The organism is Youhaiella tibetensis, assembly GCF_008000755.1.
In the GTDB taxonomy this organism is placed as follows: domain Bacteria; phylum Pseudomonadota; class Alphaproteobacteria; order Rhizobiales; family Devosiaceae; genus Paradevosia; species Paradevosia tibetensis.
On the sequence record NZ_CP041690.1, the window covers coordinates 1,166,351 to 1,181,501 of the forward strand.

14 protein-coding genes are annotated in these 15,151 nt (G+C 68.4%); 9 read left to right on the plus strand and 5 right to left on the minus strand.

Annotated elements, in window-relative coordinates:
- Positions 1-74 precede the first annotated feature (74 nt).
- From FNA67_RS05705 to FNA67_RS05725, 5 genes are all read left to right on the plus strand, one after another.
- The gene (locus FNA67_RS05705; RefSeq protein WP_147655355.1) at positions 75-2,771 is read left to right on the plus strand and encodes a bifunctional acetate--CoA ligase family protein/GNAT family N-acetyltransferase; all 2,697 of its coding nucleotides are present in this window, start codon (positions 75-77) and stop codon (positions 2,769-2,771) included.
- An 84-nt stretch (positions 2,772-2,855) separates the two neighbouring features.
- Complete coding sequence (locus FNA67_RS05710; protein WP_049704297.1) at positions 2,856-3,242, plus strand: response regulator; 387 nt, start codon at positions 2,856-2,858, stop codon at positions 3,240-3,242.
- 54 nt (positions 3,243-3,296) lie between these two features.
- Positions 3,297-4,196, plus strand: coding sequence for a dTDP-4-dehydrorhamnose reductase (gene rfbD, locus FNA67_RS05715; RefSeq protein WP_147655356.1), 900 nt, complete (start codon positions 3,297-3,299; stop codon positions 4,194-4,196).
- Complete coding sequence (locus FNA67_RS05720; RefSeq protein WP_147655357.1) at positions 4,196-5,368, plus strand: polysaccharide pyruvyl transferase family protein; 1,173 nt, start codon at positions 4,196-4,198, stop codon at positions 5,366-5,368. Before rfbD ends, FNA67_RS05720 begins: the two co-directional genes overlap by 1 nt.
- A complete protein-coding gene (locus tag FNA67_RS05725; protein WP_147655358.1) occupies positions 5,355-6,590 on the plus strand; it encodes a lipopolysaccharide biosynthesis protein in 1,236 nt (411 codons plus the stop codon). The genes FNA67_RS05720 and FNA67_RS05725 overlap by 14 nt, the downstream gene beginning before the upstream one ends.
- On the opposite strand, the gene FNA67_RS05730 is transcribed toward FNA67_RS05725, so the two are convergent.
- On the minus strand, positions 6,559-7,773 hold the full coding sequence (locus FNA67_RS05730) for an SGNH/GDSL hydrolase family protein (RefSeq protein ID WP_147655359.1): 1,215 nt from the start codon (positions 7,771-7,773) through the stop codon (positions 6,559-6,561). The two genes, FNA67_RS05725 and FNA67_RS05730, sit on opposite strands and share 32 nt — an antisense overlap.
- Entirely contained in the window at positions 7,770-7,928 is a 159-nt protein-coding gene (locus FNA67_RS21850; RefSeq protein WP_170267221.1) for a hypothetical protein, read from the minus strand. Before FNA67_RS21850 ends, FNA67_RS05730 begins: the two co-directional genes overlap by 4 nt.
- A 171-nt stretch (positions 7,929-8,099) precedes the next feature.
- On the opposite strand from FNA67_RS21850, the gene FNA67_RS05735 reads away from it, so the two are divergent.
- Positions 8,100-9,329 carry a hypothetical protein gene (locus tag FNA67_RS05735; RefSeq protein WP_147655360.1) on the plus strand — a complete coding sequence of 410 codons (1,230 nt, stop codon included), beginning with the start codon at positions 8,100-8,102 and terminating at the stop codon, positions 9,327-9,329.
- On the opposite strand, the gene FNA67_RS05740 is transcribed toward FNA67_RS05735, so the two are convergent.
- The 3 genes from FNA67_RS05740 to FNA67_RS05750 are packed head-to-tail and all read right to left on the minus strand — an operon-like array spanning position 9,237 to position 12,093.
- Positions 9,237-10,385 carry a glycosyltransferase family 4 protein gene (locus FNA67_RS05740; RefSeq protein WP_147655361.1) on the minus strand — a complete coding sequence of 383 codons (1,149 nt, stop codon included), beginning with the start codon at positions 10,383-10,385 and terminating at the stop codon, positions 9,237-9,239. The two genes, FNA67_RS05735 and FNA67_RS05740, sit on opposite strands and share 93 nt — an antisense overlap.
- Complete coding sequence (locus FNA67_RS05745; RefSeq protein ID WP_147655362.1) at positions 10,382-11,119, minus strand: WecB/TagA/CpsF family glycosyltransferase; 738 nt, start codon at positions 11,117-11,119, stop codon at positions 10,382-10,384. Before FNA67_RS05745 ends, FNA67_RS05740 begins: the two co-directional genes overlap by 4 nt.
- Before the next feature lie 23 nt (positions 11,120-11,142).
- Positions 11,143-12,093 (minus strand): glycosyltransferase family 2 protein, encoded by a 951-nt coding sequence (locus FNA67_RS05750; protein WP_170267222.1) that lies wholly within the window; start codon positions 12,091-12,093, stop codon positions 11,143-11,145.
- 121 nt (positions 12,094-12,214) lie between these two features.
- Between FNA67_RS05750 and FNA67_RS05755 the strand changes: the two genes are divergently transcribed.
- The 3 genes from FNA67_RS05755 to FNA67_RS05765 are packed head-to-tail and all read left to right on the plus strand — an operon-like array spanning position 12,215 to position 15,128.
- Complete coding sequence (locus FNA67_RS05755; RefSeq protein ID WP_147655364.1) at positions 12,215-13,363, plus strand: glycosyltransferase family 4 protein; 1,149 nt, start codon at positions 12,215-12,217, stop codon at positions 13,361-13,363.
- On the plus strand, positions 13,356-14,405 hold the full coding sequence (locus tag FNA67_RS05760; RefSeq protein WP_170267223.1) for an acyltransferase family protein: 1,050 nt from the start codon (positions 13,356-13,358) through the stop codon (positions 14,403-14,405). The genes FNA67_RS05755 and FNA67_RS05760 overlap by 8 nt, the downstream gene beginning before the upstream one ends.
- A gap of 36 nt (positions 14,406-14,441) precedes the next feature.
- A complete protein-coding gene (locus FNA67_RS05765) occupies positions 14,442-15,128 on the plus strand; it encodes a GNAT family N-acetyltransferase (protein ID WP_170267224.1) in 687 nt (228 codons plus the stop codon).
- Positions 15,129-15,151: the final 23 nt, after the last annotated feature.

Genomic DNA, 15,151 nt, shown 5'->3' on the forward strand with positions numbered 1-15,151 from the left:
CATGACCCTCTGGCGTCTCGCCCGGATCGGGCTTAGCGTCGATTCAACAACTGAGCCTTCGACGAGGACGATCCATGACGATCCGCAATCTCGCCGGAACCTTGCGGCCTGCATCCGTGGCCGTGATCGGCGCCTCCATTCGCGAAGGTTCGGTGGGCCGGGTGGTCATCGAAAACGCGCTCGCGGGCGGCTTCTCGGGTGATGTCTATCCGGTCAATCCGAAATACCAGGAGATCGCCGGCCAGCGTTGCTACGCGCGCGTCGCCGACCTGCCAAAGCCGCCCGACCTCGCAGTGATCGCCACGCCCGCCGCCACGGTTCCCGGTATCGTCGCCGAACTGGGTGAGTGCGGCGTTCCTGTAGCCGTCGTTCTGGCCGCCGGCTTCGATCAGGACGGGCTGCGCCAGAAGCTGCTCGATGCCGCGCGCCCGCGCATGGTCCGCATCATCGGCCCCAATACCATCGGCTTGCTGGCGCCGCAGGTGCGGCTCAATGCCAGTTTCGTCCACATCTCGCCCGAACCCGGCCGGCTCGGCCTCATCTCGCAGTCGGGCGCCATGGTCTCGTCGATCATCGATTGGGCCGTGGCTGAAAATATCGGCTTCTCCCAGATCTTCTCTCTCGGCGACATGTCCGATGTCGACGCTGCCGATTGCCTCAATCTCCTCGCCGAAGACGCCCGTACTGCCGCCATCCTTCTCTATCTCGAATCCATCCCCGCGCCGCGCAAGTTCATGTCCGCCGCGCGTGCGGCGGCGCGGCTCAAGCCGGTCATCGCCGTCAAGCCGGGACGCCACGCCCAGGCGGCGGCCGCTGCCCGCACCCATACTGGCGCGCTCTCCGGTTCCGACCGCGTGGTCGAGGCTGCCCTGCGCCGGGCCGGTATCATCCGCGTCAACGACCTCGAGGACCTGTTCTCCGCCGCCGAGATCACTGCGCGCTTCCACCCGCTTCGCCGTGGCCGCACTGCCATCGTCACCAATGGCGGCGGGGCGGGCGTGCTGGCCGTCGATCACCTTATCGATCGCGATTGCGAACTGGCCGAGCACCAGCCCGAAACGCGCGCCGCGCTCGACGCCGTGCTGCCGCCGACCTGGTCTCACGCCAACCCGGTGGACATCATCGGCGATGCGCCGCCCGAGCGCTACGCCTCGGCGGTCTCGGTCGTCGCCAGGGATTCCGGCGTCGATGCGCTGCTGGTCATGAACTGCCCCACCGGGCTCTCGTCTTCGAGCGGCGCCGCCACGGCGGTGGCAGCCCTGGTCGAGGATGGTCTGGTCAATGGCAAGCCCGTGCTCGCCTGCTGGCTGGGCAAGGCCACCGCCGAGCCTGCCCGGGCATTGCTGCAGGCCTCCGGCATCGCCAGTGTCGATACACCCGAAGCGGCCGCCGAGGCGGTCGCTCTCCTCACGCGCTGGTCGGCCCTGCGGCAGCTGGTCGAGCGCGTTCCCGCCAACACCGTGCAGTTTCGCATCGACCGCCTGGCCGTCGCCCGCATCCTGCGCACCGTGGCCGACGAGGGGCGCTCGCTGCTGACCGAGACCGAGGCCAAGGCCGTCGTCGGCGGCTATGGCATCCCGGTGCCCGAAATCGCCGTGGCCGGCGATCCTGCCGAAGTCGAGGCTGCCGCCGCCAGGCTCCTCGTCGATCACCGCGCCGTGGTGGTGAAGCTGCTGTCGCGCGCCATCTCCCACAAGTCAGATGTCGGTGGCGTCGTCCTCGATATCCGCTCGGCCGCCGACGCCGGGGCCGCCGCCCGCGCCATCCGCGCCCGGCTCGAGAAGCTCGGCACCCAGCATCAGATCGATGGCTTTTCAGTCCAGCCGATGATCCGCCGCCCCGGGGCCGAGGAACTGATCATCGGCCTCAATGTCGATCCCATCTTCGGTCCGACCGTGCTCTTCGGGGCGGGCGGGGTGGCGGTGGAAGTGCTCAAGGATACCGCCATCGGCCTCGTGCCGCTCGACGAAGTGCTGGCCGGCGACCTCATCGACCAGACGCGCATCAGCCGGCTGCTCGCCGGCTACCGCGACGTGCTCCCCGCCAACCGCTTGGCCATCGAGCAGGCCCTGATCGGCCTCTCGCAACTGGCCATCGATTTTCCCTGCGTGGTGGGTGCCGACATCAACCCGCTGCTCGCCGACAATGACGGGGTCATTGCCCTCGATGCGCGGGTCGAGATCGATCCGGCGCGCATCGACGAAAAGGGCCCGAGCAAGTGCCTCGCCATCCGTCCCTATCCCTCCGGCTGGGAAATGCGTGCCAAGGTCGGGGAGCGTTCCTTCCTCATCCGGCCGATGCGGCCGGTCGATATCGATCTCTACCCCGCCTTCACCGAGCGGATGGACCCGGAGGACATGCGCCTGCGCTTCCTCATGCCCACCCACCAGATCCCCCACGACATGCTGATCAACTTCACCCAGCTCGACTACGATCGCGAGATCGCCTTCGTCGCGCTGGAGGAGCCGGGCGGGGCAATGGCGGCGGTCGTGCGCTACTCGGCCGACCCCGATCACGAGCGCGCCGAATTCGGCATCATCGTGCGCAGCGACCTCAAGGGCCTGGGGTTGGGCAAGATCCTGCTCGGGCGCCTCATCGCCTACGCGCGGGTGGAGGGCATCAAGCGGCTCGATGGCCTTATCCTGCGCGAAAATTCCGGCATGCTGCACCTCGCCACCCGGTTCGGCTTCAAGCCCGATCATGAGCCCCCCGAGTCCTCCCTTGTGCGCACCAGTCTCGACCTGACGCTCGATCACGAACCGGTCGCCTGACGGCGCCCTTGTGGAAAACCTGTTGAAAACCCTCCGGCTTTCCGCTTGAGTGGCGAGGGGACAGGCTCTTACTCGGAGGCGGCGTTGAGTAACCTGGACGTCCCGGCGCGCAACACCAGGGCCTTGCTGCTGGTGGAAGACGAGCCGTTGATTGCGGCTGGCATCGCCGAGTTGCTCGGAGAGCACGGCTACGAATTCGTACAGTCGGCCTATACCTACGCGGAAGCCGAGGAGGCGGTAGGGAGCGGGCGGTTCGATGGCGCCATCCTCGATGTCATGCTCGCCACGCGCTACGTCTGGCCCATCGCCGCGGCCCTGCGCGACAGGGGCACGCCCTTCCTGTTCCTGACCGGCCTTGAAGCGGGGAGCATAGACGAAGCGTTCCGCGACGCTCCGGTGGTCTTCAAGCCCTTCACCGAGCATGAGCTCGTCAGCAAGCTCAACGCCCTCATGTCATTTATGCCAAGTTGAGCCCCGCGCCGCCTTGCTGCATTCTCCCCTGGCGGTCTCTAGGTGGTGATTGGCATGAAGGTGCTTCTTTTCGGGCCTGACGGGCAGGTGGGGCGAGCCTTGCAGGCAGCGCTTCCCGTTCTGGGGGGCGAGGTCGTCGCGGCCGGCCGCAGCCGGGCCGATTTCACCCGCCCCGGCGCGCTTGCCCAGGTCGTTGCCGCCGAACGGCCCGACGTCATCGTCAATGCCGCCGCCCACACCGCCGTCGACAAGGCCGAGTCCGAGCCGGACCTCGCCGAGCGCATCAACGCCCTGGCGCCTGCCGAGATCGCCGCTGCCGCCGCCGCGCACCGCGCGACCCTCATCCACTATTCCACCGACTACGTTTTCGACGGCGCCGGGTCCACGGCCCATTCGGAGACCGATGCGACCGCGCCACTGAGCGTTTATGGCCGCACCAAGCGGGAAGGGGAGGTCGCCGTCGCCGCGAGCGGCGCTCCTCATCTCATTTTCCGCACGAGCTGGGTCCACGCGCCCGGCGGCAACAATTTCATCGCCAAGATGCTCTCGCTGGCGAGCGAGCGCGACGAATTGCGGGTCATCGACGATCAGGTCGGCGCGCCGACCAGCGCCGCGCTCATCGCCGACATTTCCGTCCGGGTCATGGCCGCCGCCATGGAGGGGCGCCCTCTGGCCAGCGGCATCTATCACCTCGTCTCATCAGGGGAGACCACGTGGAACGGCTATGCCCGCTTCGTCATCGAGAACGCCATGCAGCGGGGTGTTGCCGTGAAGGCCACGCCCGATCGCGTTCTTCCCGTGCCGACCTCTGCCTTTCCCACCCCCGCCCGCCGCCCGCTCAACTCGCGCCTGTCTACGGCCAAGCTGCGTGCCGCGCTGGGTGTCGATCTTCCCGATTGGCGCATCGGCGTTCTTGAGACGCTCGAAGCCGTCATTGCGGGGCGGACGGCCTGATGCGGCCCCTGCATGTCGGATTGCTCTGGCATGCGTTCGGTCATCCCAACCTGGGCGTCGATGCCCTGGCCCGCGCCAATGCGGCCCTCATCGGGGAGGCGGCTGCCTCCCTCGGCCTGCGGCCCACTTTCGTTACCCTTGGTTCCGCTGCGTCCGGCAATGCACCAATGCCCGCCGATGTTACCGCCGGCCCCCATCCCAGCATTCGCGAGCTGGCGCTGGGCAGGTCCCGCTTCCTGGAGGCCATCAGGCGCTGCGACATCGTCTTCGACATCGGCGAGGGCGATAGCTTCACCGATCTTTATGGCGCGCGCCGCTTTGCCTATCAGGCAGCAACCAAGTTTGCCGTTCTCGCCGCCGGCGTGCCCCTGGTTCTCTCGCCCCAAACCATCGGCCCGTTTACTGCTCCCCATCACCGCGCCATCGCCGCTTCGCTCCTGCGCCGGTCGCACGGCGTTCACGTGCGCGATGGCCTTTCGCGCGACTACGCCGCCTCCCTCGGTGTCGCCTCGCCCGCCGAGTTCACCGACACGGCCTTTGCCTTGCCCTACCGGCAGGCCGAGCGGGGCCGGCGTCCCCGCGTCGCCGTCAATGTTTCGGGCCTCCTCTGGAACCGCTCCGTCGCTACCCGGCTCGACTATCGCGCCTTCACCTGCGCGGTTCTCGACGCCTTCACCCCCACGTCCGACGCCGACCTCTATCTTTTCGCCCACGTCAACGGCGCGAGCGGCGCCGACACCGACGTGCCTCTGCTCGGCGAACTCTCGCGCCGCTACCCGCAGGCTCGGATTGCTCCGCTCTTTGCCACGTCGCAGGATGCCAAGAGCTTCCTTTCCGGCGTCGACTTCGTCGTCACCGCCCGCATGCACGCGGCCATCGCGGCGTTCTCGTCTGGCGTTCCGGTCGTACCCGTCGCCTATAGCCGCAAGGTCAACGGCCTTTTCGCCAGTCTCGGCTACGATTGCTATGTCGACGCTCAATCGGACGATCTCGCCTCTGCGGTCGGCCGAACCCTCGAGGCTTATCGTCACCGCGCCGAGCGCGCCGGCCAGGTGGCGGCGGGCAGGGCGGTCGCCGCGCGTCGACTCGACGCCTACCGGTCCGAGCTGACCCGACTGCTTGCGGTCCTGCCGGTGGCCCAGCGCCGGAGCCGCCCCCATGACCCGGCATAAGGCGCTTCTCGCCATTTCGCTGCTGGCGCGGGCCGGCGCCGGGTTCGTCGGCCTCTTCGTCCTGGCCCGAGCCCTCGGTCCCGCCGACTACGGTCTCGTCGCCACGATCCTGGCCGGCGCATCCATCATTGCCCTGCTCACCGACTTCGGCTTTTCCATCAAGCTGCTGCGCGATGTCGGTGCCAGGCCCGAACGGGCAAGGGAGATCCTGGCCGACTGCTTTCGCGTCAAGACCGCGCTTGCGCTGCCGGCCACCGTCGTTGTGCTCGTTTTCCTCCTGCACTGGCAGCCCGACGCTAACGCGCTGACGGCCTGCATCTTCCTCTACCTCTCGGTCATCGTTCTCTCCTATGGCGAGCTGGCGCTTGTCGGCCTGCGCGCCCTCGGCCACTTCCGGACCGAACTCAGGATCGTTCTCGCCGGCGCCGCGATCTTTGCCGCCTTCCTTGCGCTCGCGTTCTTCCTGCACGCGCCGTTCATCGGCTTCGCCACCGCCATTCTCCTGTCGCGCCTCATGCAATCGGCACTGGCTTTCTTCACCCTTTCAAGGGTCGTCCAGCTCGGCAACTGCCTCTCCGGCCCCGTGATCGGACCTCTGCGCGAAGCCGCCGGACTGGCGGCGGATACCATCCTCACGGCCCTTTCGGGGCAGATCGACGTGGTGCTGGTCAGCTTTACGCTGGGTCTGCACGCTACGGGCATCTACCAGGTCGCCGCCCGCGCCTCCTCCTACGCCATGCTCCCGTCCCAGGTGCTGGCAGGCGTTTACACGCCCGTCCTCTCGGCCCGGCACCACGTCCGCGACCGGGAGGCGCGCGCGCTCGAAGCCCGCATGCTCATCGAATTTCCGCTGCTGGGCGCCTTGTCCGCGCTGGTCATCGTTCTGGTGTTCCCCGCCCTCGCGCCGATCATCTTCGGCCACGCATTCGCCGTTCCCATGTCCGTCTGGACGGGTTTCGCCGCCTTCGTCTTCCTGCGCTTCTCGCTGGGCGCGCTCGGCATCGCGCTCGTCGCCAGGCGTGCGGTCAAGGTGCGTCTCCTCGGCCAGTCGCTGGGTGTGGCCACGCTCTGCACCGGTATGCTTGCGCTGCTCCCCGGCTGGGGTATCGTTGCCGCCCCCTGGGTCGCGGTGGCGGCAACGCTGGTTACGGCGCTGGTCTACTGCACTGCGCTTGGTCGCGGCTTCTGGCTCAGGCTGTCACATCGAGCAGGTGCCGCGTAACCGCCTGCGCTGTCCGCATGGCCAGGTAGTCGTGGCCCGCTTGCGTCGGATGGATCCCGTCCGACGAGATGTAGATGTTGGAATTGCCGGTTCCTGACGTCGCCCCCGTGCGCCCGGTGCCCCATTGCCAGTTGCCCGCCTTGGTATCGATATAGCGGATACGACCGGAGTCGATCGCCTCGCCCTGTGCAGCGACCGCCGCGGCGATAGCCGCGAAGATCGGGTCCGGCGTCACCAGCGCCGGTCCCGTCCAGGGGCCCATCACCGTTACCCCTGCGAAGGGCAGGGCTTCAAGCAGGGCTGCAAGATAGGCCGTCGCATCCGCTTGCACGTCCGCCGCCACCTGGTCGGCATCGTTGATACCCAGCGCCACCACCACCCAGTCCGGCGCATAGGCCGCGACATCCGCGCCTAGCTTCTGCAACGGGGTCTTGCCGCTCTGCTGGCCGGTCCTGCGATAGCCGATGCCGCTCTCCCCGTTCACCCAGGTATCGGCAATGCCCAACCGTTGCCCGACCTGATGGGCGAACCCGCCTCCGAGCTTGGTCGCCCCGGTGCCCACCGTCACGCTGTCGCCCACGACCATCAGCCGAGGCCCATCCGTGCGTACCGGCCAAACCGAGTGGTTGGCGCCCACCGCCACGCCGCAGAAGCTGACATAGAACCCGGTCTCGAACATGATCTTGCCGATCGGGGTCGACCCGTTGTCGATCTTGAGCCGCCGGTACGTCGAATCCGCCGTGATCGTCTGCACCGCAGCCGTCACCGGCTTGTCGTTGATCCAAAGCCGGTATTCGTTGCTGTTGCTTGCCGAGGCCAGTACCAGCAGTTCGATAGCCGGTGCATCGGTGGCGAATACATAGGCGATCATGCTGCCGCGCCTGGCCCCGCTGGCGCCCTCCACGGCAGCCGGAAAATAGAGATCCTGCGCGGCATTGGTGAAGTAGCTCCATCCCACGCTGCTCACGCCGACCGCCGAGCGCAGGACCCCGTCTGTGAATGTCGTGCTCGGCGTCAGGATCTGCTGCGTGGTGCCGGAAAGCGTGGTGGCCACGTTCCCCGCACTGAGCGTGATCGTTGGCGGGGAAGCCATGTCCACCAGGCTGCCGCCCCGGACGGCCTGCCGCAGCATCCGGTCGGCCTTGTAGCGTAACGTGTCCTCGAGCGGTCGCGTAAGGATCATCGCATTTCTCCCAGCAGCACGGCGCCATCCCGGTCGGTGAGGTAGCGGCCGTCGCGGTCGGTCAGCGCCACGCGACCCGCCGGCACGCGAAGCATGACCCGCGGGCGGAAAAGGCTGGTCTTTGAGGGGCTCAGGCCCAGGCCGATGGCTGTCATCGCTGGTCGCCTCCTTGGGAATAATGCTGGTCGGTCATCTCGCGTCTCCAAACGTGAAGACCCAAGGGTAAGGCTGCCCCGCCTCGCGGGGATAAGTGGACTGAATCACTCAAAAAGCGTGACGCCGCCGCCGCGCTTTGGCATGGTCGGGCAGGGATTGGGGGCCGGCTCATGGCGCAGGAGGCAACGCAGGGCGAGGGCGGCGCTATCACGCGCCTGCGACATGTGGCGCCCATGCTCGAGATGACGCTCGCTATCCTTTACGCGCTCGCCCACCTGCTGTTCTTCTCGACCCTTGCCAATGCCATCCTGCCTGGCCTCGATCGCCTGGCGCTCCTGGCCATGGCGTTTGCCATCGCCTGCGCCATCACCTTGGCCGCCTGGCGCGGTCGCTGGCTCGCCGCGGGCCTCGCCATCGCCGCACTCGGGCTCGTCGCGGTCCAACTCGTGGTCTTCTCGCATCTGGCCCAGGTGCCGGTGAACTGGAATGCCGGGCTTTCCTATACCGTGCTCGCCGGCTTCATCGTCTTCTTCAATGCCCGCCACCACCTGTCGCTGGTCCTGCGCATCCTCGTCGCGCTCGCGCTGGCCTATTGCGTCGCCTACGCTCTCTTTTCCGATCGCCTGGTCGAACTCGGCGGCCTGGGCACACAGGTCCTCGCCGGGGATAACCGCGGCCCGCGCCTCGTCCTGGCCAATGGCTACGCCGCGCTCGCCGTTTTCGCCTGCCTCGTCCGGCTCAGGTCGCATCCGGTCGATTGGCGCTGGCTTGCGCTTCTGGCGCTGGTGCTTCTGGCGCTGGTCGAGGCGCAGTCGCGCACCTTTTCGGTGCTTGCCGCGATGGTCGGGGCATTCTACCTGCTGGGCCTCCTCAGCGGCACCGTGCGTTGGGCGCTGGCCTTCGTGTTCACCCTGTTGCTGGCGGTGGTGCTGTCCGGCGCGGCGCTGCCCGGTTGGAACCCGTTCGGCTTCTTCGTCTTCGATCCCTCGGGGGCGGTGAGGGCCGGCGCCTATGCGCTTTTCCAGCCCTATCTTGCCGATAATCCCGTGACCGGCATCGGCCTGCCGCCCGATCGGGCGGCCTTCGAGGCCTTTGTCGGCCGGCCCTATGTCTATTGGGAGGATCTGGGCGCCTTCGGCATCTGGGCGGCCTTCGGTGCCTGGGGGCTGATCGCGTTTCTGCTCCTCGCCTATCGCAGCATTTTCGGCATCCCCGTGCGCGGACCCGACGCGATGGCGGTGTCGCTGGCGGCACTCACCGCAGCGCTATTCGGCATCCTCTCCCCCACGCTCTGGAGCGGCAGCGGCTCATTGCTCGCCAATCTGGTGGTCGCCTCGTGCCTCGCCGGCCGGCAAGCCTTCGGCCGTCCGCTCGACGCCGGCGACGAGCTGGCCGTATAGCGCCAGTAGCCGCCGCATATATCGGTCGATATCGTAAGTCCGCTCGTAGAGCTGGCGGCCGCCGCGCGCAAGCCGCAGCGCGAGCGCCGGGTCGCGCGCCAGGCGCTCCATGGCATCCGCCAGCGCCACCGGCTCTCCCGGCGGCACCAGCAGGGCGCTCTCGCCGTCGCGCAGCGTCTCGGGGATGATGCCCACAGGGGTGGCGATCACCGGCAGCCCTGCCGCCAATGCCTCGATGATGGCCATGGGCATGCCCTCCTGCCGTGAAGCCAGCACCAGCGCGTCGCTCCTGCGATGCAGCTCGAGCAGTCGTTCGGGCGCGAGCCAGCCGGCAAAATGCACCTGCGCCCCGATGCCAAGCTCCCCGGCGAGATGCCGGTAGACATCCTGCGGTCCTTCGCCGGCCAGTGTCGCGCTGGCCGCCATGCCCCGCTCGGCGAGCAGGGCAATTGCCGCCAGCACGACTTCCGTTCCCTTGCGCTGCGAAAGCGCGGCCGGCACCAGAAGGCGCATCCCGCTACGCGCATCCCGCCGCGCGAGACCTCGGTCGGCGCAGGCGTTGCGGAGTACGGCGACCTTGTCTGCGGGCACCGCAAGTTCCTCCATCAGCAACCTTCGCGTCCGCTCGCCGAGCACCAGGTTGAGGTCCGCCAGCCGCACCGTCTGCGCGACGAAGGCCCGGATCGGCCCTTCGCTGCCGCGAACGAAGGGTTCTATCCGCGCGCCGTGGTGATGCAGCACTACCCGCATTCCCAGCAACCGTCCCAGCCGCAGCAAGAGCCCCTTGCGCAGGAAACTGCCGCCCTCCGAGACATGGAGATGGAGGATTTCCGCGCCCGTACTCGCCCGCAGCCAGATCAGCGCCAACCCCGCCACGACCAGCCGCGCCGGCCAGAGCCACCTGGCCCTTGCGCCCCAGGGATCGACCACCAGGACGCGCGTACCGGGAGCGTGCTCGGCCAGCCAGGCTTCGATGGCCCGCGTCACCGAGCCGATGCCGCCCCCGCGCGACCGGCCGCCCGGCGAGACGATGACGATGGCCCGCGGCGCGTTCATGGTCGTGCCTCCCAGCGCAGCCGTGCGACCGTGAGCGCGAAATGCCCGCCGCCCCCGACGTAGCGCGGCGCCAACCGTCGGGGCTCCTGCGCCAGTCGAAACATCCACTCGAGCCGCGCCGATTGCAGCCAGCGCGGTGCCCGCCGGAACCGCCCGGCCCAGAAGTCGAGCACCGCGCCGCCATTGATGATGAGGCACGGCCAGTCGGCCAGCCGCGAGAGCTGCGCAGCCACGCGCTCCTGGCGCGGCATGCCCATGCCCAGCACCACGATCCCGGGCCGCACCCGCTGGAAGATTTCCTCGTAGACTGCCTCGTCCTCAAACCCGTCGGCGCTTGCCGCGACCGCGCAGCCCAATGCCGAAGCCCGCTTGGTGGCGAGATCGAGCCAGGGCTCGCACGTTCCGAAAAGCGCGGCCCGTCGACCGGCGGCGCCGGCCAGAAGTCGCGGAATGAAATCGGTGCCATTGGCGTTTCGGCCTGGATCGGTCCCGATGAGCCGCAACGCCACCTCGATACCCACGCCGTCGCGCAGCAGCAGGTCGGCGCCACACAGGTCGCTGCGGAACCCAAGATCGTCCCGCGCCAGGTTGAGCGCGTTCTGGTTGACGAACGATACGACCGTGGGCCGATCCCTCGACAGCAGCGCTTCGATCAGCGCCGTTTCCTCGGTTGCCGATGCAACGATCGTCACCCGATCGAGCAGCCTGCGCAGTTCCTCAAGGTCGCATGCCATCGCCCCCCTCCTGGCATTGGTCCTCACGTCACGAACGGCAACCCCGCGATTGCGCGAAGCAGAAGCGTCGCCCGCTCCCACCGCCCGCGCACGACATTCGCGGCGACCCTGCGGCCCAGATCGGCATAGACGAAGGGCAGCGACACCCGCGAATGTCGCCAGCAGAACTTCACCCGGTTGCGCGTCAGGTAGTAGGTCGAGAGCGCCGACCCCTCGCCGTGGTCGCTGGTCCCGATCGACGCGCCGACCCGATGGCGCACGATCGCCTGCGGCGCGTAGCCGAGCCGGAACCGCCCGCGGGCGCGAACCCACCAGTCCAGTTCTTCCCAATAGAGGAAATAGTCCTCGCTCATCGGCCCGACGGCTTGGAGGAACGCCCGGGTCACCAGCACCGAGGCGCCGCTGACATAGCCCATTTCGCGTTCGATGGCCGCGCGTTCGACGCGCGCGTCGACCCGGCCCATGCCCCCGATGGCGCTGCCGCGACCCTTGAGCCGGCTGAACCTGCCTCCGCCCCGCGTCTGCACCCGTCCATTGCCATCCGCGTAGACGAGCGTTGCCCCGCAAAGGCCGATCCGGCCGTCTTCGGCCACCCTCCGACGCAACCAGTCGAGCGCGTCCGGCGCCGGCTCGCAATCGTTGTTGAGGATCCAGAAATGCGCGAAGCCGCGCGTCAGCGCGTGGCGCAGTCCCACATTGTTGCCTCCGGCATAGCCGAGGTTTCCACCGGTCTCGAGCAGCGTCACCTCGATCGGCTGCCGGCCGCAACCCTGGCGTTGCGCATTGAGCGATGGCAGCGACCGCGCGATCCAGCGCCGTAACCTCTCCGGCGAGCCGTCGCTCGAAGCGTTGTCGCAGACGATGATGGAATAGTCGTCGGCATCAAGCCGGAGCAGGCTGTGCAGGCACCGTTCGGTGTCGGCCCAGCCGTTCCAGTTCAGTACGATGACCGCCGTCTCCAAGATGGCCCCCAAGCCGTCAATTCCGGCAAAGCCTAGCGCGCTGCCATTGCCTCTGGCTCTTGTGATTTATGCCAATTGTGGCCCGGGTCGATCGGTTGTCCCCTGAGCGCGCGAGCATGCCAAGGGGGCGGAAATGCCCGAAATCTGCCTGAGCACCAAGACGTGGCGGTCCGGCGCGGCCTGGTTCAACCAGGCGCTGGCGCAGGCCATCGCCGGGGCAGGTGGCACCATCGCCTACATCGCGCCCCTGTCGCTTCCCGAGGATCGCGAGCCGCGTCACCCCAACCTCACCCGCATCGTCATTTCGCGCGAACGCGTGGGGGAGGGCGGCCGGATGACCCGCGGCCTCGCCTCGCTGCGCCGGATCGTGACGGGAACCCTCGCGACGCTGGCCCAGCGCCGGCACACCCGCACATTCCTCTTCTCCATCCCCGAGCCGCTGCTGTTCTCGCTGCCGCTCTTCGCGCTCCTCCGCCTGTCAGGGGCGAGTGTCGTCCTCATCGTCCACGATGCCGAGCCGCACCTCTGGCGACTCCCCGCGCCTCTGCGCGCGCTCGAACGCGCCGCCCTCGCCGCAAGCTACCGCCTGGCCACCGATCTCGTCTGTCTCACCGCCACCACCCGCGACGCGCTGATTGCCCGCTTCGCGGCTCCAAAGGCCAAGCTCCGCGTCATCCCGCACGGCGCCTTTGCCACGCGCGCTGCCACCCCCATCCCCGGGTCCGGCCGCCTCCTCGCCTTCGGCTCCATCCGTCCGAACAAGTCGCTGCTCGAAGTGATCGGCGCCGTTGTCCGCTGTCGGCAGGCAGGTCGCGACGTCACCCTCACCATCGCCGGGGAGCCGCTCGACGGCCCCTATTGGCAGCGCTGCCTGGCACTCATCGCCGAGGACACGAGCGGGTTCGACCTTCGTCCCGGCTTCGTGCCGGACGATGCCCTTCCCGAACTCATCGCGCGCAGCGATGCCCTGGTGCTCGCTTATCGCGACTTCGCCTCCCAGAGCGGGGTCGCAGTCCTCGCCGCCCTTGCGGCCCGCCCAGTCATCGCAACCGCCGCTGGCGGCATTGGCGAGCTCATGGCCGAAGGCCTTGCCTGCCAGCCCATCCCCGCCGATCCGGACGCCCGGGCCATAGCGAGCGCCATCTCGGCCTTCTACGACCAGCCGCCCGAGGCCTGGCGCGATGCCGCGAGCTCGGCCCGCGATCATTTCGCGACTGCCCTCGCCTGGGGACCCATCGGCGAGCGTTACCTGTCCTTTGCCCGGGAGTCCTCCGATGCGTGAGGCGCCCTCGCGCCTCGAAGGCATCCAGGCCCTCCGCGCCCTGGCGGCCCTGCTCGTTGTCCTCGACCATTGCCTGCTCAAGTTCACTGCCGCCGGCCACCTGCCGCTTTGGGTCGAGCCCTTTGCCTACCGTTCCGGCTCGGCCGGCGTGGCCCTGTTCTTCGTCATCAGCGGCTTCATCATGGCGCGCACCGCCAGCCACCCGCGCGGCCGCGGGGCGGCGCGCCGCTTTATCGCCCGCCGTCTTCTCCGCATCGCTCCGCTCTATTGGCTGGCGACCCTCATCTATGCCGCCCGCCTCGCCGCGGGCGGGGAAGCCGTCGCGCCCCTCGACCTCCTGCGCAGCGTGCTTTTCGTGCCCTATTTCGACGCCGACCAGGCGTTGCGCCCGGTGCTCGGCGTGGGCTGGACGCTCAATTTCGAGATGTATTTCTATCTCGTCTTCGCCGTCTCGCTTCTGCTGCCGGCCCGCCTCGGTCTTGCAGCCATCGCCGCGTTCCTCGTCGCCAGCGCCACGTTCGGGGCGCTCGCCGCCGCGCCCGACAACGCCCTTGCGACCCTCCTCACCAGCCCCATGCTCCTCTATTTCCTCGCCGGCCTCGCACTCCACGCGTTGGCCGCCAAACGCCCGCTCCCCGCCCTGACCGCTCGAACAGCCACGCTGCTCGGCCTACCGGCCGTGGCGGCAATGCTCATCGACAGCGCAACCATTCCATTCCTCGCCCCCGCCCTCGTGCTGGCCGCCGCCTGGCTGCGACCCGGCCGCGTCGGCGCCCCCGTCCTCGCGCTCGGCGATGCCTCCTACAGCACCTACCTTTTCCACGGCTTTCTCCTCGGCCCGCTCGCGACCCTCATGCTCGCATCACAAACCTCGCCATGGGCAACCGCCGCCTTCCTCATCCTCGCCGTCTCCGGCTCTCAGCTCTGCGGTCTTGCCGTCCATCTCGCCATCGAACGCCCCATGCTCCGCGCCGTCCGCACCTACCTGCCGCCGCGCACGCCTCTGCGAACGCAGGTTTCCGCCCGCGACCAGGTGGTATAGTCCCAGCGCCGACTCGCAATTATGGACGCAGGGCCGATGGCTGACCTCGATCAACTCGACAATCCCGTCTGGAGTTCGCTCCACGCCGGCCACCGCTCCATGGCGCTGCTCAACGGCAATGCCGCGCGCTATCCGCGCGACATCTCCCCGCTCGCCGCCCTCGCCGAACCCAATGCCCAGGCTTTTGCCGATCTGCGCGAACTGGTCGAAGCCGGCGAGACCGTCGGGCTCGTCTCCCCCGTAGTCGCCGAGCCACCGGCCGGCTGGGAGGTCAAGCGCGCCCGCTTCATCGACCAGATGGTCTGCACCCGTGTCCTCGTCGAGGCCGACCTGCCGCTCATCGATCTGGGTGAAGAGGACGTCCCCGAAATGGTCGCGCTCGCCGCAGCCACCGAGCCCGGCCCCTTCGTCGCCGGCACGCATCGCATGGGCCGTTTTCGTGGCATCAAGTCTCCGGAAGGCAGCCTGATGGCCATGGCCGGCGAGCGCATGCACCTGCGCGGCCTTACCGAGATCAGCGCCGTGTGCACCTGGCCGCAATATCGCGGGCAGGGGCTGGCCAAGGCCCTGGTCGTCGCCGGTGCCAACCGCATCATCGCCGAAGGCGATATTCCCTTCCTTCACGTCAAGGGCGAGAACGCCGCCCGCCAGCTCTACGAGAAGATCGGCTTCCGCACCCGCCGCCAGGTGTACTTTACCGTCATGACTGCGCTTCCCGCCTGATCGGACCCGCGTCCGCATTTCCG